This is a genomic window from Blautia coccoides (assembly GCF_034355335.1).
GTDB classification, from domain to species: Bacteria; Bacillota; Clostridia; order Lachnospirales; family Lachnospiraceae; genus Blautia; species Blautia producta.
The window spans coordinates 3,569,253-3,592,551 of sequence record NZ_CP136422.1; the positions used below are offsets into that span (position 1 = coordinate 3,569,253).

13 protein-coding genes are annotated in these 23,299 nt (G+C 49.0%); all 13 read right to left on the reverse strand.

Features of this window, described 5'->3' with window-relative positions; genetic code table 11:
* Positions 1-411 precede the first annotated feature (411 nt).
* A complete protein-coding gene (locus tag BLCOC_RS16070) occupies positions 412-1,641 on the reverse strand; it encodes an NAD(P)/FAD-dependent oxidoreductase (RefSeq protein ID WP_115622760.1) in 1,230 nt (409 codons plus the stop codon).
* Position 1,642: 1 nt separating this feature from the next.
* The gene (locus BLCOC_RS16075; protein WP_115622761.1) at positions 1,643-2,089 is read right to left on the reverse strand and encodes a 4Fe-4S dicluster domain-containing protein; all 447 of its coding nucleotides are present in this window, start codon (positions 2,087-2,089) and stop codon (positions 1,643-1,645) included.
* Between the two features lie 17 nt (positions 2,090-2,106).
* The gene (cooS, locus tag BLCOC_RS16080; protein ID WP_018597958.1) at positions 2,107-3,990 is read right to left on the reverse strand and encodes an anaerobic carbon-monoxide dehydrogenase catalytic subunit; all 1,884 of its coding nucleotides are present in this window, start codon (positions 3,988-3,990) and stop codon (positions 2,107-2,109) included.
* 857 nt (positions 3,991-4,847) lie between these two features.
* Positions 4,848-6,269 carry an alanine/glycine:cation symporter family protein gene (locus BLCOC_RS16085; protein ID WP_029468768.1) on the reverse strand — a complete coding sequence of 474 codons (1,422 nt, stop codon included), beginning with the start codon at positions 6,267-6,269 and terminating at the stop codon, positions 4,848-4,850.
* A gap of 123 nt (positions 6,270-6,392) precedes the next feature.
* Positions 6,393-7,946 (reverse strand): ATP-binding protein, encoded by a 1,554-nt coding sequence (locus BLCOC_RS16090; protein ID WP_115622762.1) that lies wholly within the window; start codon positions 7,944-7,946, stop codon positions 6,393-6,395.
* Between the two features lie 2 nt (positions 7,947-7,948).
* Entirely contained in the window at positions 7,949-9,232 is a 1,284-nt protein-coding gene (locus BLCOC_RS16095; RefSeq protein ID WP_115622763.1) for a vWA domain-containing protein, read from the reverse strand.
* Positions 9,229-9,582 (reverse strand): hypothetical protein, encoded by a 354-nt coding sequence (locus BLCOC_RS16100; protein ID WP_115622764.1) that lies wholly within the window; start codon positions 9,580-9,582, stop codon positions 9,229-9,231. The genes BLCOC_RS16095 and BLCOC_RS16100 overlap by 4 nt, the downstream gene beginning before the upstream one ends.
* Entirely contained in the window at positions 9,569-10,435 is an 867-nt protein-coding gene (locus tag BLCOC_RS16105; RefSeq protein WP_018597953.1) for an NAD(P)-dependent oxidoreductase, read from the reverse strand. Before BLCOC_RS16105 ends, BLCOC_RS16100 begins: the two co-directional genes overlap by 14 nt.
* 69 nt (positions 10,436-10,504) lie before the next feature.
* Entirely contained in the window at positions 10,505-10,756 is a 252-nt protein-coding gene (locus BLCOC_RS16110; protein ID WP_044953714.1) for an acyl carrier protein, read from the reverse strand.
* Positions 10,756-12,405, reverse strand: a complete 1,650-nt coding sequence (locus BLCOC_RS16115) for an AMP-binding protein (RefSeq protein WP_115622765.1) — start codon at positions 12,403-12,405, stop codon at positions 10,756-10,758. The genes BLCOC_RS16110 and BLCOC_RS16115 overlap by 1 nt, the downstream gene beginning before the upstream one ends.
* Positions 12,402-13,916 (reverse strand): HD domain-containing response regulator, encoded by a 1,515-nt coding sequence (locus BLCOC_RS16120; RefSeq protein WP_115622766.1) that lies wholly within the window; start codon positions 13,914-13,916, stop codon positions 12,402-12,404. The genes BLCOC_RS16115 and BLCOC_RS16120 overlap by 4 nt, the downstream gene beginning before the upstream one ends.
* A gap of 30 nt (positions 13,917-13,946) precedes the next feature.
* Positions 13,947-15,767, reverse strand: a complete 1,821-nt coding sequence (locus BLCOC_RS16125; protein WP_018597949.1) for a histidine kinase N-terminal 7TM domain-containing protein — start codon at positions 15,765-15,767, stop codon at positions 13,947-13,949.
* Between the two features lie 20 nt (positions 15,768-15,787).
* Entirely contained in the window at positions 15,788-23,188 is a 7,401-nt protein-coding gene (locus BLCOC_RS16130; protein WP_242998962.1) for a non-ribosomal peptide synthetase, read from the reverse strand.
* Between the last annotated feature and the right edge of the window lie 111 nt (positions 23,189-23,299).

Sequence of the window (23,299 nt, forward strand, 5' to 3'; positions counted from 1 at the left end):
GGTGCCATCCAGCTCCAAGGACCTTTTGACCACTAAAAAAGCTCCCATCCTCTTCATAAAGGACGGGAGCTGTATCCGCTTCCGTGTTACCACCTTTTTTCGCAGCCGGTTCACACCGTCTGCCTCAGTAAGTACGGCCTTATCACAAGACGATACTCATCTGCACGATAACGTGTGCCATTCCGTCACAGCCTACTTAGCCCGCCGCTGCTGTCTGCAGCAAAAGCACTGTTCGGTGTGAAGCTCAGGGAGGTATTCATCGTCCGCTTCCTTCTGCGCCTCTCATCAACCGGCAGCTTTCTGTAGAATCCACGGGGATTACTTGTTCCCATCACAGCATTTCTGTATATGCAATCAAGTATACCCGTTAAAACTTTACTTTGTCAAGCCCTTTTTAGGATTTTTTAACACTCAGCCCGCGGTGCGCCAGGTATATTCTCCATTCTCCTTGATACCGTAAAAATCTCCGAAATTCAGATCAAATATATCCTTTTCAATGCCTGAAATGGAAATCTCGTTTTTGATGAGATACTGCCAGATACCGGCATGGGAGATATCTCCCTGAAGAAGCACGCCGACTACTTTTCCGCCACGGATTATCACACGTTTATAGTTGCTCGCGTCTTCTCTGACAATCACCACATCTGTCTCCTCCGGCACGATCACGCCTACGCAGAGGGAAACCAAGCCGAAGAAGTTAATGGTGTTTTTGACTGCATAGCGGTCTGTGTATTCCACATTTCCGCCCATCATATTCAGGGCAGCCGTTTCTCCCTGTTTCTGGGCATTGGGCCAGATACCGGAAAGTCCCGTCACATCCCCGGCCGCATAGACGTCTGCTGCACCGGTCTGCAGATGATCGTTTACTTTCATTCCCCGGTCAACGACTATACCCTCGCCTTCCAAACCTGCAGTCGCGCTTCTCACGCCTGCTGCCACGATCACCATATCACAGGACAGAGCTTCGCCGTTGTCCAGGATGACTTGGGTGATCCTGCCTTCTTTATTCATTTTTGTTTCAGCAGCTTTTCTTCCCAGATAAAAAGAAGCACCTGCCGATTCAAAACGTTTCTGATATTCCAAGGCACCTGTTTTGTCAAGCTGAATGGGCAGGATCTGATCCGCCATCTCCACAATGGACACCTTTTTCCCTATTTCCATCAGGCCATAGGCCGCATCCAGGCCCACCAGACCGGAACCGATGATGACGATCTTATCCGCATTTTCCGCCATCTTGTCAATGGCAGCCGCATCCCGCAGATGACGCAGTCCAAACACATTTCCGGCTTCCCGCAGATTTCCCACAGGAGGTATAAAACTCTCAGCGCCTGTGGCGATCAGCAGTTTATCGTAAGACACTTCCCCGCCGTCTGTCAGTTTGACTTTCTTCTCTGCCGTATCAAGGCCTGACACGGTTTTCCCTTTTATCCAGTTGATATGATTCGCCTCAAAAAAATCTTCCGGTACAAAATTCAGTTCTTCTGCTGTCCGCTCATGGCTTAAATACTTGTGCAGCATACAACGGGAATGTACCTGTTCGTCTGTGGAGATCATAGTGATCTCTGTCTCTTTATCTGCTTTCCGGATGGTCTTCGCTGCAGTAATGCCGGCAGCGCCCACGCCTAAAATCACATATCCCATGCTACACCTCCTCTATCCAGATCGCCTCTTTTGGACAGGCTTTTACACAACTGGGTTCCTCGCCTTTGTCAATGCAGAAATCACATTTGATCACTTTTAAGTGAGTCTTTTCATCCGGTTTCAAAACTCCATATGGACAGTTCATGACACACATGAAGCAGGAACCGCATTTTTTCTCGTTATACTGCACGTGGCCGGTCTTCTCATCCTTTGTGAGTGCCCCGCTCATGCAGGACATCACACACTCCGGCTGGTCGCAGTGGCGGCAGAAAATAGGTGTATAGCCGCCCTGCGGATTTTTATAAATATAATTTCTGGTTTCATTGGAAATGTCTGTCACGTCCAGGTCATAAATTGTCCCCGGAGTTTCCCGGTGCGCCTGCATGCAGGCCAGGGAGCAGCTTTTACAGCCGTCACATTTACTGGCATCTACCATTATTCTCTTCATAACCGCATCCCCCTGTATCAGATATTTAAGCCTGCACGTTTTTCCTCGATGATCTTATCCAGAATATCAGCGCTCTCTTTTGCGTCACCATTGATGATAACCTGCCCGCCTGTGAGGGATTTCATATCCTCTGTCAGCACCTTTGTCACCAGCTTGCTTCCTGTCACAAACGGCGGCAGTCCCAGGTGCAGCGGCAGTCCTAAAGCCAGACCAAAGCATCCGTCAGCCAGAGCCTGTTCTTCAAGCCACTGGGCAGCAGACAGTACCAGCGGAAGCTGAGGGATATCCACACCAATTGCCTCTGCAAGCTCTGTTGCAACGATCTCCAGACGGCCAATAGCAAGACAAGGTCCAAAATTCAGAACCGGCGGGATGTTCAGTTTTTCGCAGACAGCACGAAGCTTCGGTCCTGCATACTTGGCTGCTTCCGGTGTCATCAGTCCGCAGTTCTCAATACCTCCTGAAGAACAGCCCGCTGTCAGCACCAGAATATCTTTTGCAATCAGTTCTTTTGTCATTTCCACAGTCAGAACATCATGTCCGCCTGCTGTCAGGTTGGAACAGCCAACCACACCGGCAATACCTTTGATATCCCCTGAGACGATCAAATCGATGAGTGGTTTCCAGTTTCCGCCCAGGAATTCTTTTAAGGAGCCTTCGCTCACGCCTGTAAGCGTATTGTCATTTCCGTGTTCTGGCATAAGATTCAGCGGCACACTGCCTCTTCTCTCCTTATAAGCGGCAATGATCTCATCTATGATCTCTTCACTCTGTTTTTCTCTCTCTTCAAATACATAAGGTTTCAGCTCTGCATTGGCCTTCTTTGCCACATCATCCAGACAGATCTGTTTGATCTTCAGCTCTTCGCAGATCGGCTCAATACCCGGAAGTGTACAGTTAAACTCAGAGAGCACTGCATCAATACCACCTGTTGCCAGCACAGCCTCACTGCTGTAGTTGTTTCCGGCATGACCGTCAAACACTTCTGTGTAATGTGCTCCGCGGAGCTGCAGATCCTGTCCCACGCAGGTACATCCAACCAGCTTAAATCCTTTTGCCCCTGCTGCCTTTGCTTTCTCTACAGCTTCTTTTGAAGTCAGTCTCTCCTGCAGATCCACAAAAATAGTGTGCTGATGTCCTGTGATCATGATGTTTATATAATCTGGATCGATCACTCTGAGTCCCACAGGCGCCAGTCTCAGCTCCGGCTCACCAAGCAGAACGTCATTCAAAAGATTTGTCAGTGTCAGTCCGTAAATACCAGTAGAAATTCCAAGCTTCAGACAGTCTGTCAGCATATCCACAGGATCTGAATTCAGGTTTGTGGAACATTTCACAACCCCATGGAACACCTCACCTTTAGCGCCGCCCGGCAAAATGTCAAGCTCCTGCCACTTTTTGAATCTGGGAGCATAAGCCATCTTCTCCACCAGTTCCATCTTTTCATATTCCGGTTTATATAAATCATCCAGTACCTTCTGGGCAACGATCTGGGCGGTCTCCCACTTATCTTTTCCTTCCACGCCGAAAATCTCAGCTAATCTCTGGAGAGATTTTTCTCCTTTGATCTCGCCTTTTGCCATAGCTGTCTTTTTCACATTCAGCGCTGTATTCTCCACAATATGTATATAACATCCTGACCCGCTTGCCACAGCTCTCAGGAAATTACGAGCAACGATCACATCTGCCGTAGCACCACAGATTCCTCTCGGCGCCTTAGGTGTGATCCTGCACGGTCCGTTTGCACAAAGCCTGCAACAGACACCCTGCAGACCAAACCCGCACTTTGTACTCTGTCCTTCCACCCTGTGATGTGAAGTCTCCATAGGCAGCTCCCGGATATACCCCTCCAGTTTCTTATCCGCACTTGCACATGTGTTACATCCAAAACACTGATTCATCTTTGATATCCTCCTAAAAAATATTAAAATTTTATTATTTACCTAAATATTTCCTTGACTGTTAATATTATAACAATCTAGATAAAATTAGTCAAGTATAACCGTAAAAAATTTTTCTTTATCTTTTTATAGACTTCTTGAATCTTCTTTTCTTGTTTCTTCTGCTTACTCTTTTATATATTTTTTGATATACTTCATCTGTAATAAATCCTGGATGCCCACCATAAACCATCAAGGTACCTTAGCCTTTTAAATAACCTATAAAATCTGAAACACTTATTTTCTTACACTTAAATGCACATGGTCTATGCAAACTGCATCTGCTATAATATCAACATTTTTATCTCTACGATAATGTGTTTATTATTTCTCTGACATCTTCTTGAACCTTATCCTACAATACTTTGGAATAAAAACAATATAACATTGGCATCTCCATTTAGCATGTGATGTCCTTCTATTGTTCATATAGACCATCTCCTATGTTTTAGTATGGTTTAAGTTTGGCCTGCGACACCATTCTCAACATAACATAAAAGTTTTTCATTCAAAACCTCACCGTTCCCAACTATTCCATTCTCCCCAGCATACCTGGGGGATCAGTTTTTCATTCTATATCCATCCCGATCTAAAAAAACAGCCGGACCTGGCCGCAGGTTTCCCTGTACGGACATCTAAGAGCGGTAGAGGATCTTTCAAGATCCACACGTTAGCAAGCACTTAGTGAAGAGCCCTAAGGCGATGAACTTAGTGCGGCTTACGTGTTAGCTTGAAAGTCCTCTGCTCTCGTCCGTACAGGGAAACCTGCGGCCAGGTCCGGCGTCCGGCATTAGCCACTTCCGGTATGGCATCCCCACTTATTTTAAACTTCGTGAATCATCCCAACATTCCGTATTCCTTATCCCCAATTTTTCAGCCCGAAACACCGGTTCAACCCCCTTCTTTTTCTGCTCTTCATAATCCCTGAGCACTTTAACAGCCGTCCCCCCAAGTACCAGGATCACCAAAATGTTAAGCACCGCCATTCCTCCCATAGTAATATCCGCCACATTCCATATCACTGAGAAATCCGCCTGCGCCCCAAAAAACACTGCCAGCAGGCAGCTCACCCGAAACACAAACAAAAGTCTCTTGTCATCCTTAATAAACTTGATATTAGACTCCGCATAATAATAATTCCCCACCAAACTGGAAAACGCAAACGTAAAAATAGAAAATGTTATGAAATGGATCCCCCATGTTCCCACATTGGCGGAAATCGCCTGCTGCACAAATGGAATCCCGTCCAGCACGCCTGATTTTCCCTCCACACCGGAGAGGAGCAGCATCATAGCAGTGGCAGAACAGATCAAAAGTGTATCAATAAACACAGAGAGCACCTGAACCAGTCCCTGTTTTGCGGGATGGCTCACCGCTGCGCTGGCGGAAGCGTTGGGCGCACTTCCCATACCTGCCTCATTGGAAAAAAGTCCTCTCTTGATCCCGATCACCACGGCACTTCCGGCAAATCCTCCGAAAATTGCCCGGCCGTCAAAAGCCTCCCGGAAGATCAGCGCAAACACCTCAGGGATCCTTTCCGCATTCATCACCATGGTGGCAAGCCCCATGATCAGATATCCCCCGGCCATCACCGGCACGATCACAGATGTTATAAACCCGATCCTGTGGACACCTCCAAAAATGACAAAAGCTGTGGCCGCCGCAAGCACAGCGCCTATGACAGCCGGATATATACTGTCCGCATACCCCGGAATATAATATTCCAGGGAAGAAGACATATTAAAGGACTGCAGTCCGTTAAATCCATAGGCAAAACATATGATTAAAAGTATCGAAAAAATAATCCCGAGATACCGCTTCCCAAGGGCTTTTTCCATGTAATAGGAAGGTCCCCCTCTGAAGTCTTTCCCATCTTTTACCTTGTACACCTGTGCCAGGGTACTTTCAATAAAGGCGGATGCACTGCCGATCACAGCCATCACCCACATCCAGAACACAGCTCCCGGACCCCCGGCAGCAATGGCAGTGGCGATTCCGGCAATATTGCCGGTTCCCACTCTGGAAGCGGTTGATATCATCAGTGCCTGAAAAGAGGATACCTGCTTCTTGCCGTCCTTCACCTCTGCTCTTTCAAGCAGTACACGAAAAGCTTCGCCTAGCAGGCGCCCCTGTACAAAGCGGGTCCGCACAGTAAAATATACGCCGGCCCCCACCAGCAGTATCAATAACGGGTAGGTGTACATAAAATCATTCACACTAGTCAAAATATTATTCAGCATTTGTTTTGTCCTTTCCAGTTCTTTGCCCGTCCGTCTTTACGGTTTCGTATCGTAACTTTTCAGATAGCAGCCAACGCGCAGACCTGTCTGAACTGTTACTTAGTATCTTCTTTTTTTTAATAATTATAAAATTTTTTCACCTGTCTGAAGGAAATCGGACAATTGCCGGATCTCCTCCTTCAGCTCACTCTCCCTCTTCTCTGTCTGCAGGATCTCCCCTGCTGTTTGGTATGCCTTACAGCCGTTTTCCATAATGAATCTCATGACTGTCTCGTCCCTGGTGATCCCTTCTGTGAACACAGCCAACTCCTGTCCGCCCACAAACGCCTTTCCGGCAAATGCAAACGCCCGTTCCAAAAGCTGCTGCATATCCTTTCCGGAATCATCCAGCTTTTTCTTCTCCAGGCCGAACATTTCCTTCAGCAGCACGGACGCGGAACATACATTCCGGTTTTTTACCTTTTTCCACTCATAAAGGAATCTCCTCACCCAGTCTGTCACATACAGGGCAAGGCTGGCTTCATTCTCCCTGTAAAGCCCCGCCTTCTTTTTCACTTCCCATGCCTGCTGCCGTTTTGCGATCTCATGATCCAGAATGGTATCCGCCTCTTCCGCATCCGGAGCCTCCAGACTGCTTTTCAGCCTGCGGACCTCCTCATAGAGTAACTTTGTCTGCCTTTCCCAGGCGGCATACTGAACAAGCGCTGTATGTACCGCTCCTAAGAGAAGACTGATCACCGCGGTTCGTTCGTCATACCCTGCTTTTTGCAGCCGCTCCTCCTTTTCCTCTATGGAAGCAGCATCCATAGTCCCGTCTAAAAGTTCAGAAAACCTATAGTCCTCCTGGTATTTTCTGCAAAGCCCGTAGAAACCCGCAAAATCCTTTGCCACATCAGGATGCTGGATATACTGGAACACAAATTCGTCCGTGACGGGAAGCTCCAGCTCCTCATACACATACATCATCCGTGACAAGTCCTCCCATCCCCTGGCAGTGACAAAATACTGTCCCTCCGCATTTGCCTCAGTGCGATAGAAATTCTCCCTCCGCACATCTAAATACGCAGGAATGGATGGATGTACCTCATGCTCCCTTGCATAACATTTCCACACGCCGTAATCCTCAGCCACCTGGATCCTTTTGACTCTGTCTAAGGTGACCATGTCAAATTCCCTCACGGATTTATTGTACTGCGGCGGATTCCCTGCCGCCACGATGACCCAGCCCTTTGGTATCTTATGGCTTCCGAAAGTCTTACACTGGAGAAACTGCAGCATAGTAGGGGCCAGCGTCTCCGAGACACAGTTGATCTCATCTATAAAAAGGATCCCCTCGCTGCACCCTGTCTGCTCCATGCACTGATAGACCGATGCCACGATCTCACTCATGGTATATTCTGTCACGGTATATTCTTTCCCGTCAAACTGCCTCTTTTCAATGACCGGCAGTCCCACTGCACTCTGCCTCGTATGGTGGGTGATAGTGTAAGCCACAAGTCCGACCTGCAGATCATCCGCGATCTGTTCCATAATTGCGGTCTTGCCGATTCCTGGAGGACCGATCAGAAGCACCGGCCTTTGATGAACTGCCGGTATGGCATAGCTTCCGTCTTTCTTCTTTTTTGTGTAGGCCCGCACAGTATTTTCAATTTCCTGTTTCGCCTGCCTGATATTCATACTTATGACCCTGCCTTTCTCTCATCCAGATACAGCCGAATGGCCCATGGAGGTATTTTTACATTTCCGGGCGGTTCCTTAATAAAAATAAATGCCGCCTCATAATCTGGCTTCTCAGTGGGATAGATGCCGTCTCCGTCTGTAAAATACAACAGTCCTTTCAGATCTCTGATCTTTTTCTCCTTGATCAGCCTGTCCACATAAGTAAATACGGGACGAAAGTCTGTACCGCCCCTTCCCTGTATACGGATCTGTTTCATATAGGCCCGCCAGTCCTCCTCACAGCCGAGTGTCACATCATCCTGGATGTAACAGTCACACTGTATGATATGGACATTCATCTTTTTGAAAAAATTCTCCCTTTCACTGAGCATGGAATAGGTCTCTTCCAAAAAACGCTGCACCATTTCCCGGGAACAGGAGCTGGATGTGTCAATAGCTATGACAATCTCCTCAAGTTTGTATGCCTCTGTGTATTCCAGAGGCTCCACCAGTGGCATGTTACCATACATGGACAGTCCAAGGCAATAGGAAATATAATCAAAACTTTCCATATCGAGCTGTACTTCCTCTCTCTGCACAGCAAAACGCCGCAGAAATCTCCGGTAATCATACCTTCTTTTTTGCTGCAGCTCATACCATTCCTCTGGATTCCCTTTTTCACTTCCTGCCCTCTTGCCGGCATTCCCTGTATCACGGCTTGCATATGCCGCGGCTTTTTCCCATATCCTGCGGATCCCTTCAAGCTCCCCGCCTGAAATCTCCCGCCACAGTCTGTGCTCATCCGTAAAAAACAAGCTCTTCCAGGTATCTATGCACCTCTTTTCAAACTTTCCCTCCAGCAGCATTTCATAAATCTGTGCTGCGGTCCTGGAACTGTTTTCCTTCCAGAACAGACGGTAAACCTGGTCTTTTTCCTTCCCGGCCTTCCCTGTAAGATAGGGAAGTCCAAGACAGTCCACTGTATACTCTGCCACTATGTCACAGGCCAGATCCCACAATTTTTCATCCCGATCCATTCGGTCTGCAGGATGCAGGTAGAGACAGTGGAAAAGGCTGTGCAGGTAAATCCTGTTGATATATTTTCTTCCCTTTTCCTGAAAATCAGCCAGAACCGCCTTGGGAGAATAGTAAACAGCCCTGCCGTCTGTACAGGTACAGACACATGTATCATCTGCGGCAGTTTTTAGAAAGCTGCATGCCAGCGCAAAAAAAGGACAGGCGCAGGAAATTTCCTGATCGGCCAATGCCCAGATCTCCTGCGCAATTTCCTCTGCCTGTCTCATAATTCCATATCCTTTCCGCCAAATCCGAACTGCTCTTCTTTTTTTGACAGAAGCCATAATACACATTCTGTGTTTCCATACTTCTGTGCCAGCGCCAGAAGCTCATCCATCTGCACAGAGGTTACCTCTGCCAGACCAAAAAGAACTTTTACGTTCTCCGTCTCTCTTGCCCGGATCAGTTTTTCCATGGCAGGGCGGAAGCGTTTTTTCAGATAATCCCTGTACCGTCCGTACAGGGCACCGTCCTGGGGACACAGTTCAAAAAAACGCTCCAGCGCAATGGCTAGACGGATGTTCTCCTGTCCGCTTGACAGAAATTTATCATCCAGTTCTCTGCTACTGCTCTTCATAATATTTGATCAGTGCCTGTGTGCCGAGATCGCCCATCCCCTCTTCATCCAGCTTTCTGTACATATCCAGCACTTCCGTGAGGATAGGCAGGGTCAGCTTTCTGGCATCTGATTCTTCCAGGGCAATCTTCATATCCTTGATGTAATGCTTGATAAAAAATCCCGGTTCGTAATCCTCTTTTATCATGCGGGGTGCCATGTTATTCATCTGCCAGCTTCCCGCAGCGCCCTGGCTGATGCTGTCCAGCATGGTCTGCACGTCAAGTCCTGCCGCACGGGCATAGGTAATGGCCTCACACACGCCTGCGATCACTCCGCCCAGAGCGATCTGGTTGGCTGCCTTTGTATGCTGTCCGTTCCCGGCTTTTCCCTCATAGATGATAGTCTTGCCCATGGACTTAAACAACTCCAGACAGGCTTCAAAGGCTTCCTCGTCACCACCGGCCATAATAGATAATGTACCGTGCCTTGCACCTACATCTCCGCCGGAAACAGGGGCATCCACTGCGTAAATCCCCGCCTCCCTGGCTCTCTCATAAATCTCCATGGAAAGCTTCGGACTGGTTGTTGTCATATCAATGACATAGGTTCCCGGCCTGGCATTGGCTATGATGCCCGTCTCACCAAAATAAACCTCCCAAACATCCTCGGGATAACCCACCATGGTGATGACAGCCTCCCTGTCTCTGACGCACTCTGCCACAGTGTCACGCCATACGGCACCTTCTTCTATGATATCCTGCACCTTATCTTTTGTTCTGGTATAAATGGACAGTTCGTACCCGGCTTTCATCAGGTTGCGGACCATGGATTTTCCCATCACTCCCACACCGATAAAACCTATTTTTTTCATAACCTTACACCTCTTCTCGATTTCGCTTCTAACAGTTTACCATAATTCCGAAGATTTTACACCTGTTTTTTACAGTCCCTGCGCACGCATTTCCTTTTTCTGCATATAATCTATCACATCCCGCACCTGAGACAGCTTCCACACATCCCGCACCGGGATTTCCACCTGAAACCTGTCCTCAAAGGCACAGACAAGATTTGCCACATCCAGGGAATTCAGCGCCAGGTCCCTGATAAAATCCGTATCGGGGGTAAGTTCGCTGATTCCGGTCACCTGATATACAAGTTCTTCGATCACAGACAGGTAATCTTCCTTGCGCATTAAAAACGCCCCCTTCTTATTTTGTGGATTGATGTTTTCTTAAATTCTGCCTCTGTCATACGGATGAGCTGTATTCTTTTGTGAAAAGGCAGTTTTTTATTCAACTCATAGATTTCCTCCTGGATCCGCTCCAGAACCTCATAGGAAGTCATATCCCTGGTCTTTTGCGGGTCCGCGTATATGACGGCGGAAAGCTTCACATCATCGGCAGTCTGCCCGTTGCTGGCACCATACACCATCACTTCTCTGACAAGAGGTATCTCACATATAAGCTCCTCCAGCTCCTCGGGCATCACTTTCTTCCCATTGCTGAAAACCACCAGATTCTTTTTTCTTCCGGTAATGTAGAGAAATCCCTTCTTGTCCATGTATCCCAAATCACCTGTACAGAACCAGCCGTCCGAAAACGCCTTTTTTGTCTCCTCGTCAGATTTATAATATCCTTTGAAAACAGAAGGGCCTTTTACCAGTATCTCTCCGTCCTGGATCTTCACGCTGGTCCCCGGAAGCAGAACGCCCACAGAGTTTTCCCTGTGTCTGCGGTTTCTGTTTACAGAAACAAGAGGACCGCACTCCGTGACACCGTATCCCTGCAGAACTTTGATCCCATAACACCCAAATTCCTGGGCCAGCCGTTCATTCTGCTGGGCACCTCCGCATATGATAAGAAAAACCGAATCTCCAAGTACCCGGGTTACCGCCTGGTGTAAAAAGGGACTGGAGGACAGATGATACTTTTTCCGGCTCTGGTATCTTTGCAGCGCCTTTTTCGCCTCCTCCCGGGTGCCGTCCCGATTCTGTTCCAGCCGGATGCTGCGGATCAGAGACTCCATCATCATAGGTACAAGTAAGATCATCTCAGGACAAAACAGGCGGAGATCACGCATCCAGTTTTTAACGCTTCCATTCAGTCCCAGGTGCTGCCCCTGTGTCAGTACATTCAGCGCACCGCACACAAGGGAATAGGCATGATACAGAGGCAGACAGGTATAGGCCTTGGTCCCAGCTTCCACCAGTGCCTGGGCATGGCAGGCATTATACATAATATTGCCGTGGCTGAGCATGACCGGTTTGGGCGCGCTTATGGTTCCGGATGTATAGATAATAGCAGCCGTCTCTTCCCCCCGCACGTTATCCATCACTCGATCCAGCTCCGCCTCCCTGCTCTTCAATACCTTATATCCCCGGGAAAGAAGAGAGGAAAAGCTTCGTTCGTCATGATGATCCCACAGATAGATCACAGGGCAGCCGCAGGAGCCATGAAACAGAAATTCATACTCCCGGGAAACGGCAGTCATACAGGCATCCCCGTAAGTGATGCAATGCAGGATCTTCTCGTCCTGCTGCTCCACATCCACAGGCATTGCCACACCGCCAATTGAACAGCAGGCCAAAAACAGTACAAGCCACTCATAGCTGTTCTCTCCCACGATGGCCAGATGTTTCCCCGCGATCCCCATATCCAAGAGCATGAGCGCAAGAGCCTTCACATCCCTTATAAGCGTCCGGTAAGTGTGACAGTGCTCCTTTCCCTCCCCGTCATAGACGGTGACTGCCGGTCTGTCTCCAAACCTAGCCTCTGCCTTTTGCAGAAATTCTCCCACTGTCTCATATGTATTCACATTGTTTAAAGGATAATCAAATCTCATGTCTCCTCCAGTTCTCCCAGTTCACCATTCTCTATCAGTCCCAGAAAAACCTCTACCAGTCTTCCGTCAAATTGTGTTCCCTTTCCCAATGCAAGCTCTTCCTTAGCCTTTTCCAGAGACAGGCGCTTTCTGTAATGGCGGTCTGACATCATGGCGTCAAAGGCGTCTGCAATGGATATCATCCGAGCCTCCAGGGGGATCTGTTCTCCTGAAAGCCCGTCAGGGTAACCGCCCCCATCCATCCGCTCGTGGTGCGCCCGCACGATCTCTCCCAGATTGTGAAACATATCAATACAGGAAAGAATCTTCTCTCCAATCTCCGGATGTCTTCGTATCACCGCAAATTCTTCCTCTGTAAGCTTGTCATCTTTGCACAAAATAGCATCAGAGACACCCACCTTGCCAATATCATGAAGCAGACCGGCACACCTGACACATTCCGTCTGGGATTCTTCCATTCCCATTTTTTCCGCTATCTTTTCCGCATACATGGAGACCCGGTCTGAATGTCCGCGGGTATAGTCATCCTTGGCATCCACCAACAGACGGAGAGCCTCCACGGTCTGCATATAACTCTCTTTCATCCGGTCATAGGTCAGACTCAGTTTTCTGTTGTTTATGTTCAAAAGCATGTGAAGAATGGTGTTGTGCAGCGCCGTGGTGACCTGTTCCCCATAGACAGCCAGCAGGCGCCGCTGTACATCAGGATAGGAAGAATCCTTTCCGATCCCGAGGATCCCCAGAAAAATATCATGATTTGCCTTGAGCGGCACCAGAAACAGCCCCTCAAACTCCAAAATCTCTCCATCACTGCCGGCCTTCTGCACTGCCTGTTTCAGATGCGGATAATCCTCACTCAAAAATTGCTCCAATTCCTTCTCATATCTTCCATTCCCCTGAAAAATCTCATCCGGCAGAGTTTCCACAGACATGGAAGATATGATCTTCTTTGGCTTGATCCAGGCAAATCCATTTTTATCATCCCCCAAATTCAGCATCTGCTCCAGGATCCTGCCCAACACCACCTCCAGAGACAAAAGCTGGTGTATACTGGGAATGGAGCCTAAAATGGAACCAAGCCCGTCCTGATAACGGTAAACGGTCCGCATCTGCCTGATGGATTTGACACAGCTTTCCACCAAAAGCTCCAGTTGGTCAAAGCGGTCACTCTTCTCAAAATACCCCTGGATATCCAGCTCCCGGACAGTATTCAAAGGCGGCGCAACCTCTCTGTGCCCGGTGAGCATGATCACAAATATCCTCGTGTCAAATGCTCTCAGGCGTGCCACTACCTCATCTCCGCAGATGGGATACATAATAAAATCCAGCAAAAGAATATCATAAGATTTATTTTTCATCATCTCCAGTGCAGCAAGCGGGTCATTTTCTGTGTCCACAGTGTAGCCGGAGGATTCAAAATAGGAATACAGCGCGTCCGTAATATTCTTGTCGTCATCCAGAACCAGCATGGTGAAACCATTTTTCTGCTGTCCTGCCTTGTTTTTTCGCATACCTTCTTCACCTCAAATAATCTTTTTCTTCTAACTTTGCAGGGGCAGCTCCACATAAAAGGCTGCTCCGCCCTCCGGCAGATTCTCAGCCCACATTCTGCCGCTGAACTTGCCCCTGATCAAGCCTGCGGAACTGTAAAGTCCCAGGCCGGTTCCCATTGCCCCTTTTGTGGTCACCATGGAGTGAAACAGCCGGTCCATAACCTCCGGTGCAATTCCCGGTCCGCTGTCTTTCACTGCAATCAGAATATTCCCACCCTGTTTTCCTGCATAAAGGGTGATCTTCCCGCCCTCTTCCTTCATGGCATCCATTGCGTTGTCCACCAGATTGTTGACCACCTGCACCAGATTATTGATATCCCCCTTTAAAACAGCATCTCCGGGCAGTTCATTTTCCATGGACAAAATGCAGCTATGCTTTGCCAGGCTGTGCTTCATCAGCAGAAACACTCTTCTGAACACTTCATCCACCGTAAATTCCACAATGTTGTTGGTATTCATATTTGTAGCCAGCCCTTTTACCGTGGTGATGATATCAGACATGTAGGCACAGCTCTCCTTTATCTTTCCAAGCCACTCTCTCATATCCCCCGCAATCTCTCGATGATCCTCAATCGTGACTTCCTCATCCCCCAGGCTCTCTGTATACTCATCCACCAGATTTTCCAGGGATTCCACACTGCCGGAGACAGACATGATAGGTGTCTTCAGATTGTGGGAAATCCCTCCGATCATCTGCCCTAAGGAGGCCAGACGCTCCCGTTCCATCTCCTGACTCAATTTCTGCTGCTGCTGTCTGATCTCTTCTTTCACCCGCGTCACATCCTTAAAAAGCGCCACTACGCCCATCATTCTTCGTTTTCCGAATACAGGTGTCAGTTCCACGGAGTAGTAGATTTTCCTGTCCTCTTTGATCACTGCCTGCTCATACGTGATAACGCTCACCGTCTGCCTGCAGATATCAAAAAAGCTCAGCAGATCATAGATGACATCCTTTTTCTGCTCATCCAGAACTTCCACCTGCCGGTCCAGATACACGTTATTTTTCATGCCGTAGCTCTCTCCAAAGGCCTCCTGGAAAGCATCGTTCATATTGATGATCTGACTGTCTGAAGATATGATCACATAGCCGTCCGAAATATTATCTATAATATTCTGCAGCGCAATGGGCTTGATATTCAGAAAATTAAGATAATAAATTGCTATCCCATGGCAGATAATGGTGAACATAAAAGCAATGGGTGTCGCCGCAATGGACAAATTCACGATCTTCAGCGTAGCCAGAAGGTTGACGCTTACCGGCACGATCAGCCCCCAGGCGAACAACACAGACTGCCACACCGCGCTCTTATTCCTTTTCCTAATACCGTTTCTCAGAGCCAGCACAATGGATATGATACAATAAATATAATACTGGCTCCCCGACAAGATAAAAAGCGGTCCGAACTTCACCTCTGAGGCATAAATAGAAAACTGTTTATAAAACAGATGATGCCACGGATTCGTAAATACGATCAAAGATGTCACGATCGGAAGAATATAAAGGAAATAAAATATTCTCGGCAGACTCTCATAATTATAGATAAACGCAATGGTCAGAAGCAGTACGCTGACCACCATCAGCGCACAGGCAGAGCAGGTAATGGCATCCAGCACCGTCAGCACCTGAATACTGCCGTCCGCGCCTCCCAGAATTCCGGCGATCGCCAGAAGCCAGATGAGCAGAAAGGCGGATGCCACCACGTAAAGCCGCTGCAGAAGCGGCAGTCTGCCTTTTCTCAGACAGCTGTAAAGAAAGAAGATCAGAATGGTGATGGCTATATCCACCATATGTGTCATGATACGTTCCATAAAATATCCCTGCTTTCCTCTCAGCTTTTAAAACAACGTACTGCCTGGTATAAATCTGTATTTTCCCAGTCAAACTGCGCACGCTTCAGTTCACATACAGTCCTTCTTGCATCCACGTATATGGTGGTTTTCTGTGCTCTTCCCGAAAAATACGTCTCCGCGGCTGCCTGTATATATGGAGATATATCTTCAGCCGCCTTCTTCCTGAGACTTTCCTCAAACACCTGGTCCGGGACACACTCCACCTTTTTGCACTCTTCCAGAAGATCCGCTAAAGTCACCTCGTCAGGATTTGCTATATGCCAGGCACCTCCCGGCTGTCCCATCAGCCTGCAGACTGCCCGGGCACACTGGTCCACCGGTGTGATCTCAAGAAGCATTTGATCAAACCTTTTCGGCATCTGATCAAGTTCCAGAACACCTCTCACCAGTCGGTAAAATGCGTTGGTCTCAGGATTTATCTGGAATACCCCGTCACTTTTTCTGCCGATGAGACGTCCTACCCGGAAGATACCGGCTTTCAATCCCCTGTCCATGGCCCGGCAGACCAGCGTCTCTGCCAGGATCTTGCTTTTTACATAGGGGTTTTCCTCCCAGTTCTGTCCCATATCCAGGTCTCTCTCGGAAAATACCGCCGAAAGCCCTGGCGCATCCTTTAAAAATTCCCCCGCAACACTTACAGTAGAGATATGGATAAACAGCGCCTGCCCCTTCTCTGCAAAGGAAAGCACATTTTTCGTTCCCTCCACATTTGTCAAAAGCAGTTCCTCCATGGGCGCATAATGACGCACATCCGCCGCTGCGTGGACTACGGTATCTATGGTACTGCTCAATTCGTGGTATAATGTCTCACTGATTCCCAGCTCCGGAAGCGTGATATCACCTTCCAGTATCCTGATCTGTCTCTTTATCCTGTCCGCACCGTTTTTCCCGAAATAGAAAGAAAGTACCTTGTCAAGTCTGGCCTCTCCATTCTTTCTCAACAGACAGTATATGGTTTTCTCCCCGTCTGCTGCCAGCTCCCGCAGAAGATGTGCACCCAGATAACCGGTAGCTCCTGTCAAAAGCAGATTTTCACCCACTTCCACTTTTTCGGAAAGGCTGCATACATATCTTGGAAGACGTTCTTCCTGTTCTTCCGTGACATCAGACTGTACCTTTTCACGATCTGCCTTCGGCGGCTGTTGGCTCTGGGCAGAAGTATCCTCTTTGATCTCTCCGATCATCTGCATCTGCTCCCGCAGGGTAGGATGCCGGTAAAAATCATTGAGTGAAAAATCCCAGTGCCGGCTGTAATAATGGCTCAGAACTACAATGGCAGTCAGAGAAGTTCCTCCCTGCATAAAAAAGCTCTTATCCGCCTCCGGCTCTTTCCCCAGAACTTCCCGCCAGATATCCAGCGGCGTTTTGTCTGCCTCGGAACCTTCCTGCGGCTTCTCGGAAATCACCTCCTCCTGCCTCCTGTCCTCTTTCTCCTGCACGGTTTCTTCATCACCGCCTAAAAGCAGCACATTCCGCTCCAGTTCCTTCCTGTCCACTTTTCCACTGGATGTACGGGGCAGCCGGTCAATGGACTTCACCTGACCAGGCACCATATAATCTGGAAGCTTCTTAGCCAGACAGGTTCTCACGGAATCTTCTGAAAAGTCCCCCTTAGGCACCAGGAACGCACAGAGGGAGAATACCGTTTCCTCCCTTCTGACCGGTACCACTGCCGCTTCTTTTGCAAAACCGGACTGCAGAATCTGGGCTTCTATCTCTTCCGGCTCGATCCGGTGTCCATTGAGCTTTATCTGGGCATCCGCTCTTCCCAGGCACTGCCAGTTACCATCGGCCCGCAGCCGTCCCAGATCACCGGTTTTATACATTCTCTCTCCCGGAAAGAAAGGATCCGGCAAAAATGCCTGTTCTGTCAAATCATCCCGGTTGATATATCCCTTCGCAAGACATTCCCCGGCAATGTAAATCTCACCCATACCTGTTGGCATGACCTGGCGCATCTCCTGATCCAGAAGATAATAACGGCAGTTGCCGATGGGTTTTCCTATATGGATGGCATTGTCCTCTGTAATGTCACCCTGGCAATTGTAAACGGATGTCTCTGTGGGACCATAGATATTAAATATCCTGGCATTTGTCAGACCCCTGATCCGCTCCTTCAGTGCCAGTGTCCAAGGCTCTCCCATAAGGATCAGAACTTCTGTCCGTGCCAGAACCTCTGCAAAAGAAGCCTCATGCAGGCACATCTGCATCCTGGAAGGTGTGAGCTGCAGCACGGTGGCCCCGTCCCGCTTCATCCTCTCCGCCATTTTCCAGGGAAGCAGCATTTCTTCCTCATCTGCCACACTGATATGTCTGCCCCGGGCAAGAGCCAGCAGTGTTTCGATGGTAAATACATCAAAAACACAATTGGACGCACAGAGCACACAGCTATTTTCATTTCCCAGAATGGTATCCACATGTGCCGCCAGATTGGAGACTGCCTTGTGTACCATCATGACTCCTTTGGGCTGCCCGGTTGTTCCTGATGTATAGATCACATTCAGTACATCCTCTCCCGTGCGCCCCTTTACAGGGAGCTTCGTCTTATCTCCGCCGAAGACAGGCAGGAGCACCGGACATGGTACCTCCCCCTGCAGTTTTATCTCTTCGCTTCGCAAAAGCAGCTTGGCTCCGGCATTTTCCAGCATGTAGCAGATCCGCTCCTTGGGAAGCGCCGGGTCCACCGGAAGATAAGCAGCTCCGGCCTTTAAAATCCCCAGCATGGCAGCCAGCATATCCCCGTCACGTTTCAGAAGAAATGCCACACGGTCCTCACGCCGGATACCCTTGCTTATCAGATAAGCTGCCAGATCGTCTGACCTGTCCTTTAATTCCCCGAAAGTATATGACTTTCCATTACCCCAGCATACGGCTGTGCGGGTCGGGTAAAGGCAGGCCTGCCGGTCGATCATACGGTCAATAAAGGTGCCGTCATAAGGCATCCTCAGATAATTGGGTTCCTCCAAAAGACGGATGCTGTCACAAGGCTCCAGAAGATTGATGCTGCCGATCTCCTGATGGGGAAGTTCCAGGATCTGTCTGAGGATTTCCAGGTAACAGCGGCTGTAAAACTCAATGGTCACGCTGTCAAACAGGGATTTCGCGTACTCAAAACAAAACCTGCTTTCCTCCCCGTTCTGGATCACTTCAAGATGAAGATCCATTTTTACAGATACCTCTTCCATCTGCAGCATGGTGAGTTTTGCTTCACCAAGAGGCAGATTTTTTGTCTGGGCGGCCGTCAAGGAAAAGAGCACCTGATACAGGGGATTTCTGTCCCTGTTACGCTCCGCATTTGACATAGCAACAATATCTTCAAGGGGTGTATCCTGGTTGTCCAGCATCTCCAGCACCCGCTCTCTCACCTGATGCAGATACTCCAGATAATTTTTTTTCCTCTCCGGTTCTAAAAAGACGGGAAGTGTATTCACAAACACACCGGTTACCCCGCTCAGATCCCCGTGGCGTCTGCCGGAGACAGGGGTTCCCACCACGATCTTCTCCTGTCCGCACACACCAAAAAGCAGTATGCCAAATGCGGATAAGAGCATCATATATGGTGTGACCTGCTGCTGGGCACAGAATTTTCTTCCTGCCTCCTCCATCTCCTTGGGCATATGGAAGTAATACCTGCCGCCGCGTCCGTCAAACACACCGGGGCGTATCCTGTCTGTGGGAAGCCGCAGTTCCTCCCGGTTTTCAGAGAGCTTTGTCCTCCAGTACCCTTCCTGCCGTTTCTGCAGCTCGGCCGGTCTTTTTTCCACCCACCAGGCGTAATCCCTGTAAGTGGTATCCGGCATGCCTGTCTCCTCCTGGAGACACGCTTTATGAAGCCGTTCAAAGACAAGCTGGCTGCTCATACCATCAGATATGATATGATGGATGTCCAAAAGCAGATACTGCTTCTCCCCGTCTGTAAACATCCCTGCTCTCATAAGCGGCGGTCTGTCCAACTGAAAAGGCCGGATAAATCTGTCTGCCGCTTCTTTTATGTTCTCTCCCGTCACCTCCTCCAGCTCAAAATCCACCTGTTCGTGGACGCGGGCCTGTACATTAGAGCCAGTGATCTCAAATCCGGTGCGGAAGGTTTCATCCTCACGGATGATCCTGCGAAACGCACAGGTAAGTGTTACCCTGTCCAGGTTTCCCTCAACAAGAAAAATCCCGGGCATGTGATACCCCGTCTTGGTCACATCTGTCTGTTCCAGTACATAAAAGCTTCTCTGGGCGGCTGTCAGCGGGTATGTTTGGTCCTTCGGAGCTTTGGGGATCTCCGTGTGGAAAGCGGAGGCATCTGCCTCTCTGCCCCGCAGCAGATTCGCAAAGCGACGTACCGTACGGCAGGCATACAGCCCGGTCAGCTCAGGAAGGATAGAGAATTCCCGTTCCACTTCTGTGAGCATGGCAACTGCATTCAGGGAATCCCCGCCGTTTAAAAAGTAATCGGAATGGATACTCAGGTTCGGCTGCTGCAGAGATTTCTTCCAGATCTCCAACAGCTTTTCCTCCAGTTCATCAGCCGGAGCCTCCTGGATATCAGGCATGACCGGTTTTGGCAGCTTTTTGTGATCCACTTTTCCATTGGCCGTCACCGGCATCTCCTGCAACTGCACAGCCATTGCAGGGACCTGATATCTGGGAAGGTAGAACGCCGCATAAGCCAGAAGCTCATCCCCCTTTAATTGCTCTTCAGAAGTATAATAGGCAACCAGAAGATTATCAAAGGCCTTCACAGCAGCCATATTGACTTTTGGATGTGAAACCAGTTTTTCCTCTATCTCCGCAGGCTCCATTCTGTGTCCCAGAATTTTTAACTGTCCGTCTTTTCTGCCTGTGAATATGATCTCTCCATCCTGGGTCCAGTATCCCATATCGCCTGTACGGTACAGACGCTCGCCCGGAATATACGGGTCCTCCACAAATTTCTTCTTTGTCAGTTCCTCATCCCCGTGATAGCCACGGGCCAGGCAGTCTCCACCAATATAAAGCTCACCCACTGCCCCCACTGGCAGAGGCCGCATGGATTCATCCAGGATATAGATCCGGCAGTTCCCAAGCGGTTTTCCGATGGAGATCATCTCATTCCCGGTCACCGCGCTGTGACTCACAGCCACAGTGGCCTCAGATGGACCATACTGGTTATATAGCTGTACGGAAGAGCAGAAACGAAGCGCATGATAAAGCTCCGGAGGCATACTCTCCCCTCCGCACACGATACATTCTATATGAGACATGGCCTTTCCAAATGCCGCGTCCTTTAAATATTCCAACAGCCTGGAGGGTGTCAAAGCCATAAATCCTGTGTCATATCCGCAGATCAGTTCAGCAAGGGCTGAGGGCATATTGCACACTGCCTCCTCAGCCATCACAATAGTCCTGCCGTTGAGCAGCGCGCTGATGCTCTCCAGCAAAAAGGCATCAAACCCTACGTTACAGATAGACAGAACCGCACCTTTTGGGTAAAGCGGGGTCATGGCGGCTGCCAGATTCAGTACACTGTGCTGCTCCACCTCCACAGCTTTCGGCTTTCCGGTGCTGCCGGATGTATAGACCAGATACGCCAAATCATCCGGCCCCGCACAGGCACAGGCAGCCCCGTCTCCTTTTTGCAGCTCTTCTTCCGTGAAAACCGGTATGGGAAAATCAGCGGTTTCGGCTGTCCCGTCTGAGATAACAAGAGCTGCCCCGCTGTCCTCCAGCAGTTCCCTGATACGTGCTGCAGGCTGCCGGCAGTCCATGAGCAGCCATGCATTTCCCGAAAATGCCACAGCCGCCATTACAACAAGAAGCCTGTCACTGCGTTCCATGAGGACGGCTATATTTTTTCCTCCCTCAGGGCAAAAACAGGCAATCTTCTCTGCCAGTGTGTCTGCATCCCGCACCAGTTTTTCATAGGTCATCCGCTTATCCCTGAATATCACGGCTGCCCTTCCAGGATTCATAACAGCCTGTTCCCGCAGATGATCCGCTATATTCTGCTTTCTGGGATACCAGGTATCTGTCTGATTGAAGTCAAAAATAAGGCGTTCCTCTTCCTCCTCACTGATGACGGACAGCTCTTTTATGGGAGTTTTCGGATACAGCAGGGCGCTGTGCAGAATGTCCATCAGGTGCTGATGCAGCGTGGTGATCTCACGCTCGGAAAAAAGCTGCGTCTGATAATCGTAATCCACCTGAAACCGGTTGTCCTCATCCCTGCTGCTCAAATGGATGCAAAGAGGCTCTGCCTGATAGCCGCTGTAAAGCCAGCGGCCTTCCAAGGTCACCTGTGCGCCCTGTAGATGATGGATCTGTCCGTTCTGATAGGAGAGAACGATCCCGAAAAGCTGGTCCGGCGCTGCTCCCTCGTGATTTTGAGCTGCCAGCTTCTTTATCTCTGAAAACGGCATTCTCTGGTGATAGAGAAGCTGAAACCAGTCCGTCTGCAGTTTCTCATTAAACTCCTGAAAGGAGATGGCGGCATCCAGCTCATTCACAAAAGGCAGGGTATTGACAAACATACCTGCCATCTGTTTCTCTTTAAAATTCAGACGGTTGATCGTAGGAACACCGATACAGAATTTCTCCTGTCCTTTGATCCTTCGCAGATAGACAGCCAGAGCCATATAAAACACAGCAAAGGGTGATACCTTTTTTTCTCTGCAGAACCCTGCGATCATACGGTTCATCCTGTTGGAAACCGTAAAAGATCTGCGGATCCCAACAGGACTTACCTGTGCATAGGGGTGTTCTTTTGCCGCCGCGGGATTGATATCTTTCAGCATGGCCTGCCAATATACTGTGTCACGCTCAAAGCTCTTTGAGACAAGGTATTTGTTCTCAAGTTCAATATGCAGTGCATAGTCCGGCATTGGCTCTTTCTTGGGTGCCTCGCCTTTCAGCATGTGAAAATAGTTGTGGATGATCCTGTTGGTCACAACGGTCTGGGACCAGGCATCTGCAATGATATGATGCACCTTTGTCAGGATTCCCCCTGTATTTTCCGCTCTCTTAAATAGTATCATCTGGCAAAGGGGAGAATCCAGAAGCGTGATGTGCTCCCGGGCCACAGAGACGTCCCAGATATCGGCCCCCTTTTTGTTCGTCCTGGAGAAGTCCAGAAACGGAACACTCCTTGGAATATGTGAATCTATGTACTGGCAGACTTCACCATCCCTGAGGGTGATCCTGGTGCGCAGAACCGGATAATCCTCATAACAAAGCCTGATACATTCCTGCAGATACTCCACATGAAAATTACCGTCAATGCGCAGTACGGTACATATGGTATTGATAGGCGTACCCGGGTGGGCCATCTCCAGATTCCATATATTCTGCTGGCTGTTTGACAATGGCAGAAATTCCCTGATGTCTTTTGTCTCTTGTGCTCTCTCTTCCATTCTTTCCTCTTTTTCCTCCGTATACATGATCGAACTTAGCCTTTCTTTTTCTGCACTGCTGAACTGACATATTTCGACATTTACAATTTGATTTTTATTATACAGGCTTAC

What these genes read in the sequence shown, in the direction of transcription:
- BLCOC_RS16070 (WP_115622760.1), bottom strand. Translation starts at nt 1,641, where the DNA reads ATGGGATATGTGATTTTAGGCGTGGGCGCTGCCGGCATTACTGCAGCG.
- BLCOC_RS16075 (WP_115622761.1), bottom strand. Translation starts at nt 2,089, where the DNA reads ATGAAGAGAATAATGGTAGATGCCAGTAAATGTGACGGCTGTAAAAGC.
- cooS (WP_018597958.1), bottom strand. Translation starts at nt 3,990, where the DNA reads ATGAATCAGTGTTTTGGATGTAACACATGTGCAAGTGCGGATAAGAAA.
- BLCOC_RS16085 (WP_029468768.1), bottom strand. Translation starts at nt 6,269, where the DNA reads ATGCTGAATAATATTTTGACTAGTGTGAATGATTTTATGTACACCTAC.
- BLCOC_RS16090 (WP_115622762.1), bottom strand. Translation starts at nt 7,946, where the DNA reads ATGAATATCAGGCAGGCGAAACAGGAAATTGAAAATACTGTGCGGGCC.
- BLCOC_RS16095 (WP_115622763.1), bottom strand. Translation starts at nt 9,232, where the DNA reads ATGAGACAGGCAGAGGAAATTGCGCAGGAGATCTGGGCATTGGCCGAT.
- BLCOC_RS16100 (WP_115622764.1), bottom strand. Translation starts at nt 9,582, where the DNA reads ATGAAGAGCAGTAGCAGAGAACTGGATGATAAATTTCTGTCAAGCGGA.
- BLCOC_RS16105 (WP_018597953.1), bottom strand. Translation starts at nt 10,435, where the DNA reads ATGAAAAAAATAGGTTTTATCGGTGTGGGAGTGATGGGAAAATCCATG.
- BLCOC_RS16110 (WP_044953714.1), bottom strand. Translation starts at nt 10,756, where the DNA reads ATGCGCAAGGAAGATTACCTGTCTGTGATCGAAGAACTTGTATATCAG.
- BLCOC_RS16115 (WP_115622765.1), bottom strand. Translation starts at nt 12,405, where the DNA reads ATGAGATTTGATTATCCTTTAAACAATGTGAATACATATGAGACAGTG.
- BLCOC_RS16120 (WP_115622766.1), bottom strand. Translation starts at nt 13,916, where the DNA reads ATGCGAAAAAACAAGGCAGGACAGCAGAAAAATGGTTTCACCATGCTG.
- BLCOC_RS16125 (WP_018597949.1), bottom strand. Translation starts at nt 15,767, where the DNA reads ATGGAACGTATCATGACACATATGGTGGATATAGCCATCACCATTCTG.
- BLCOC_RS16130 (WP_242998962.1), bottom strand. Translation starts at nt 23,188, where the DNA reads ATGGAAGAGAGAGCACAAGAGACAAAAGACATCAGGGAATTTCTGCCA.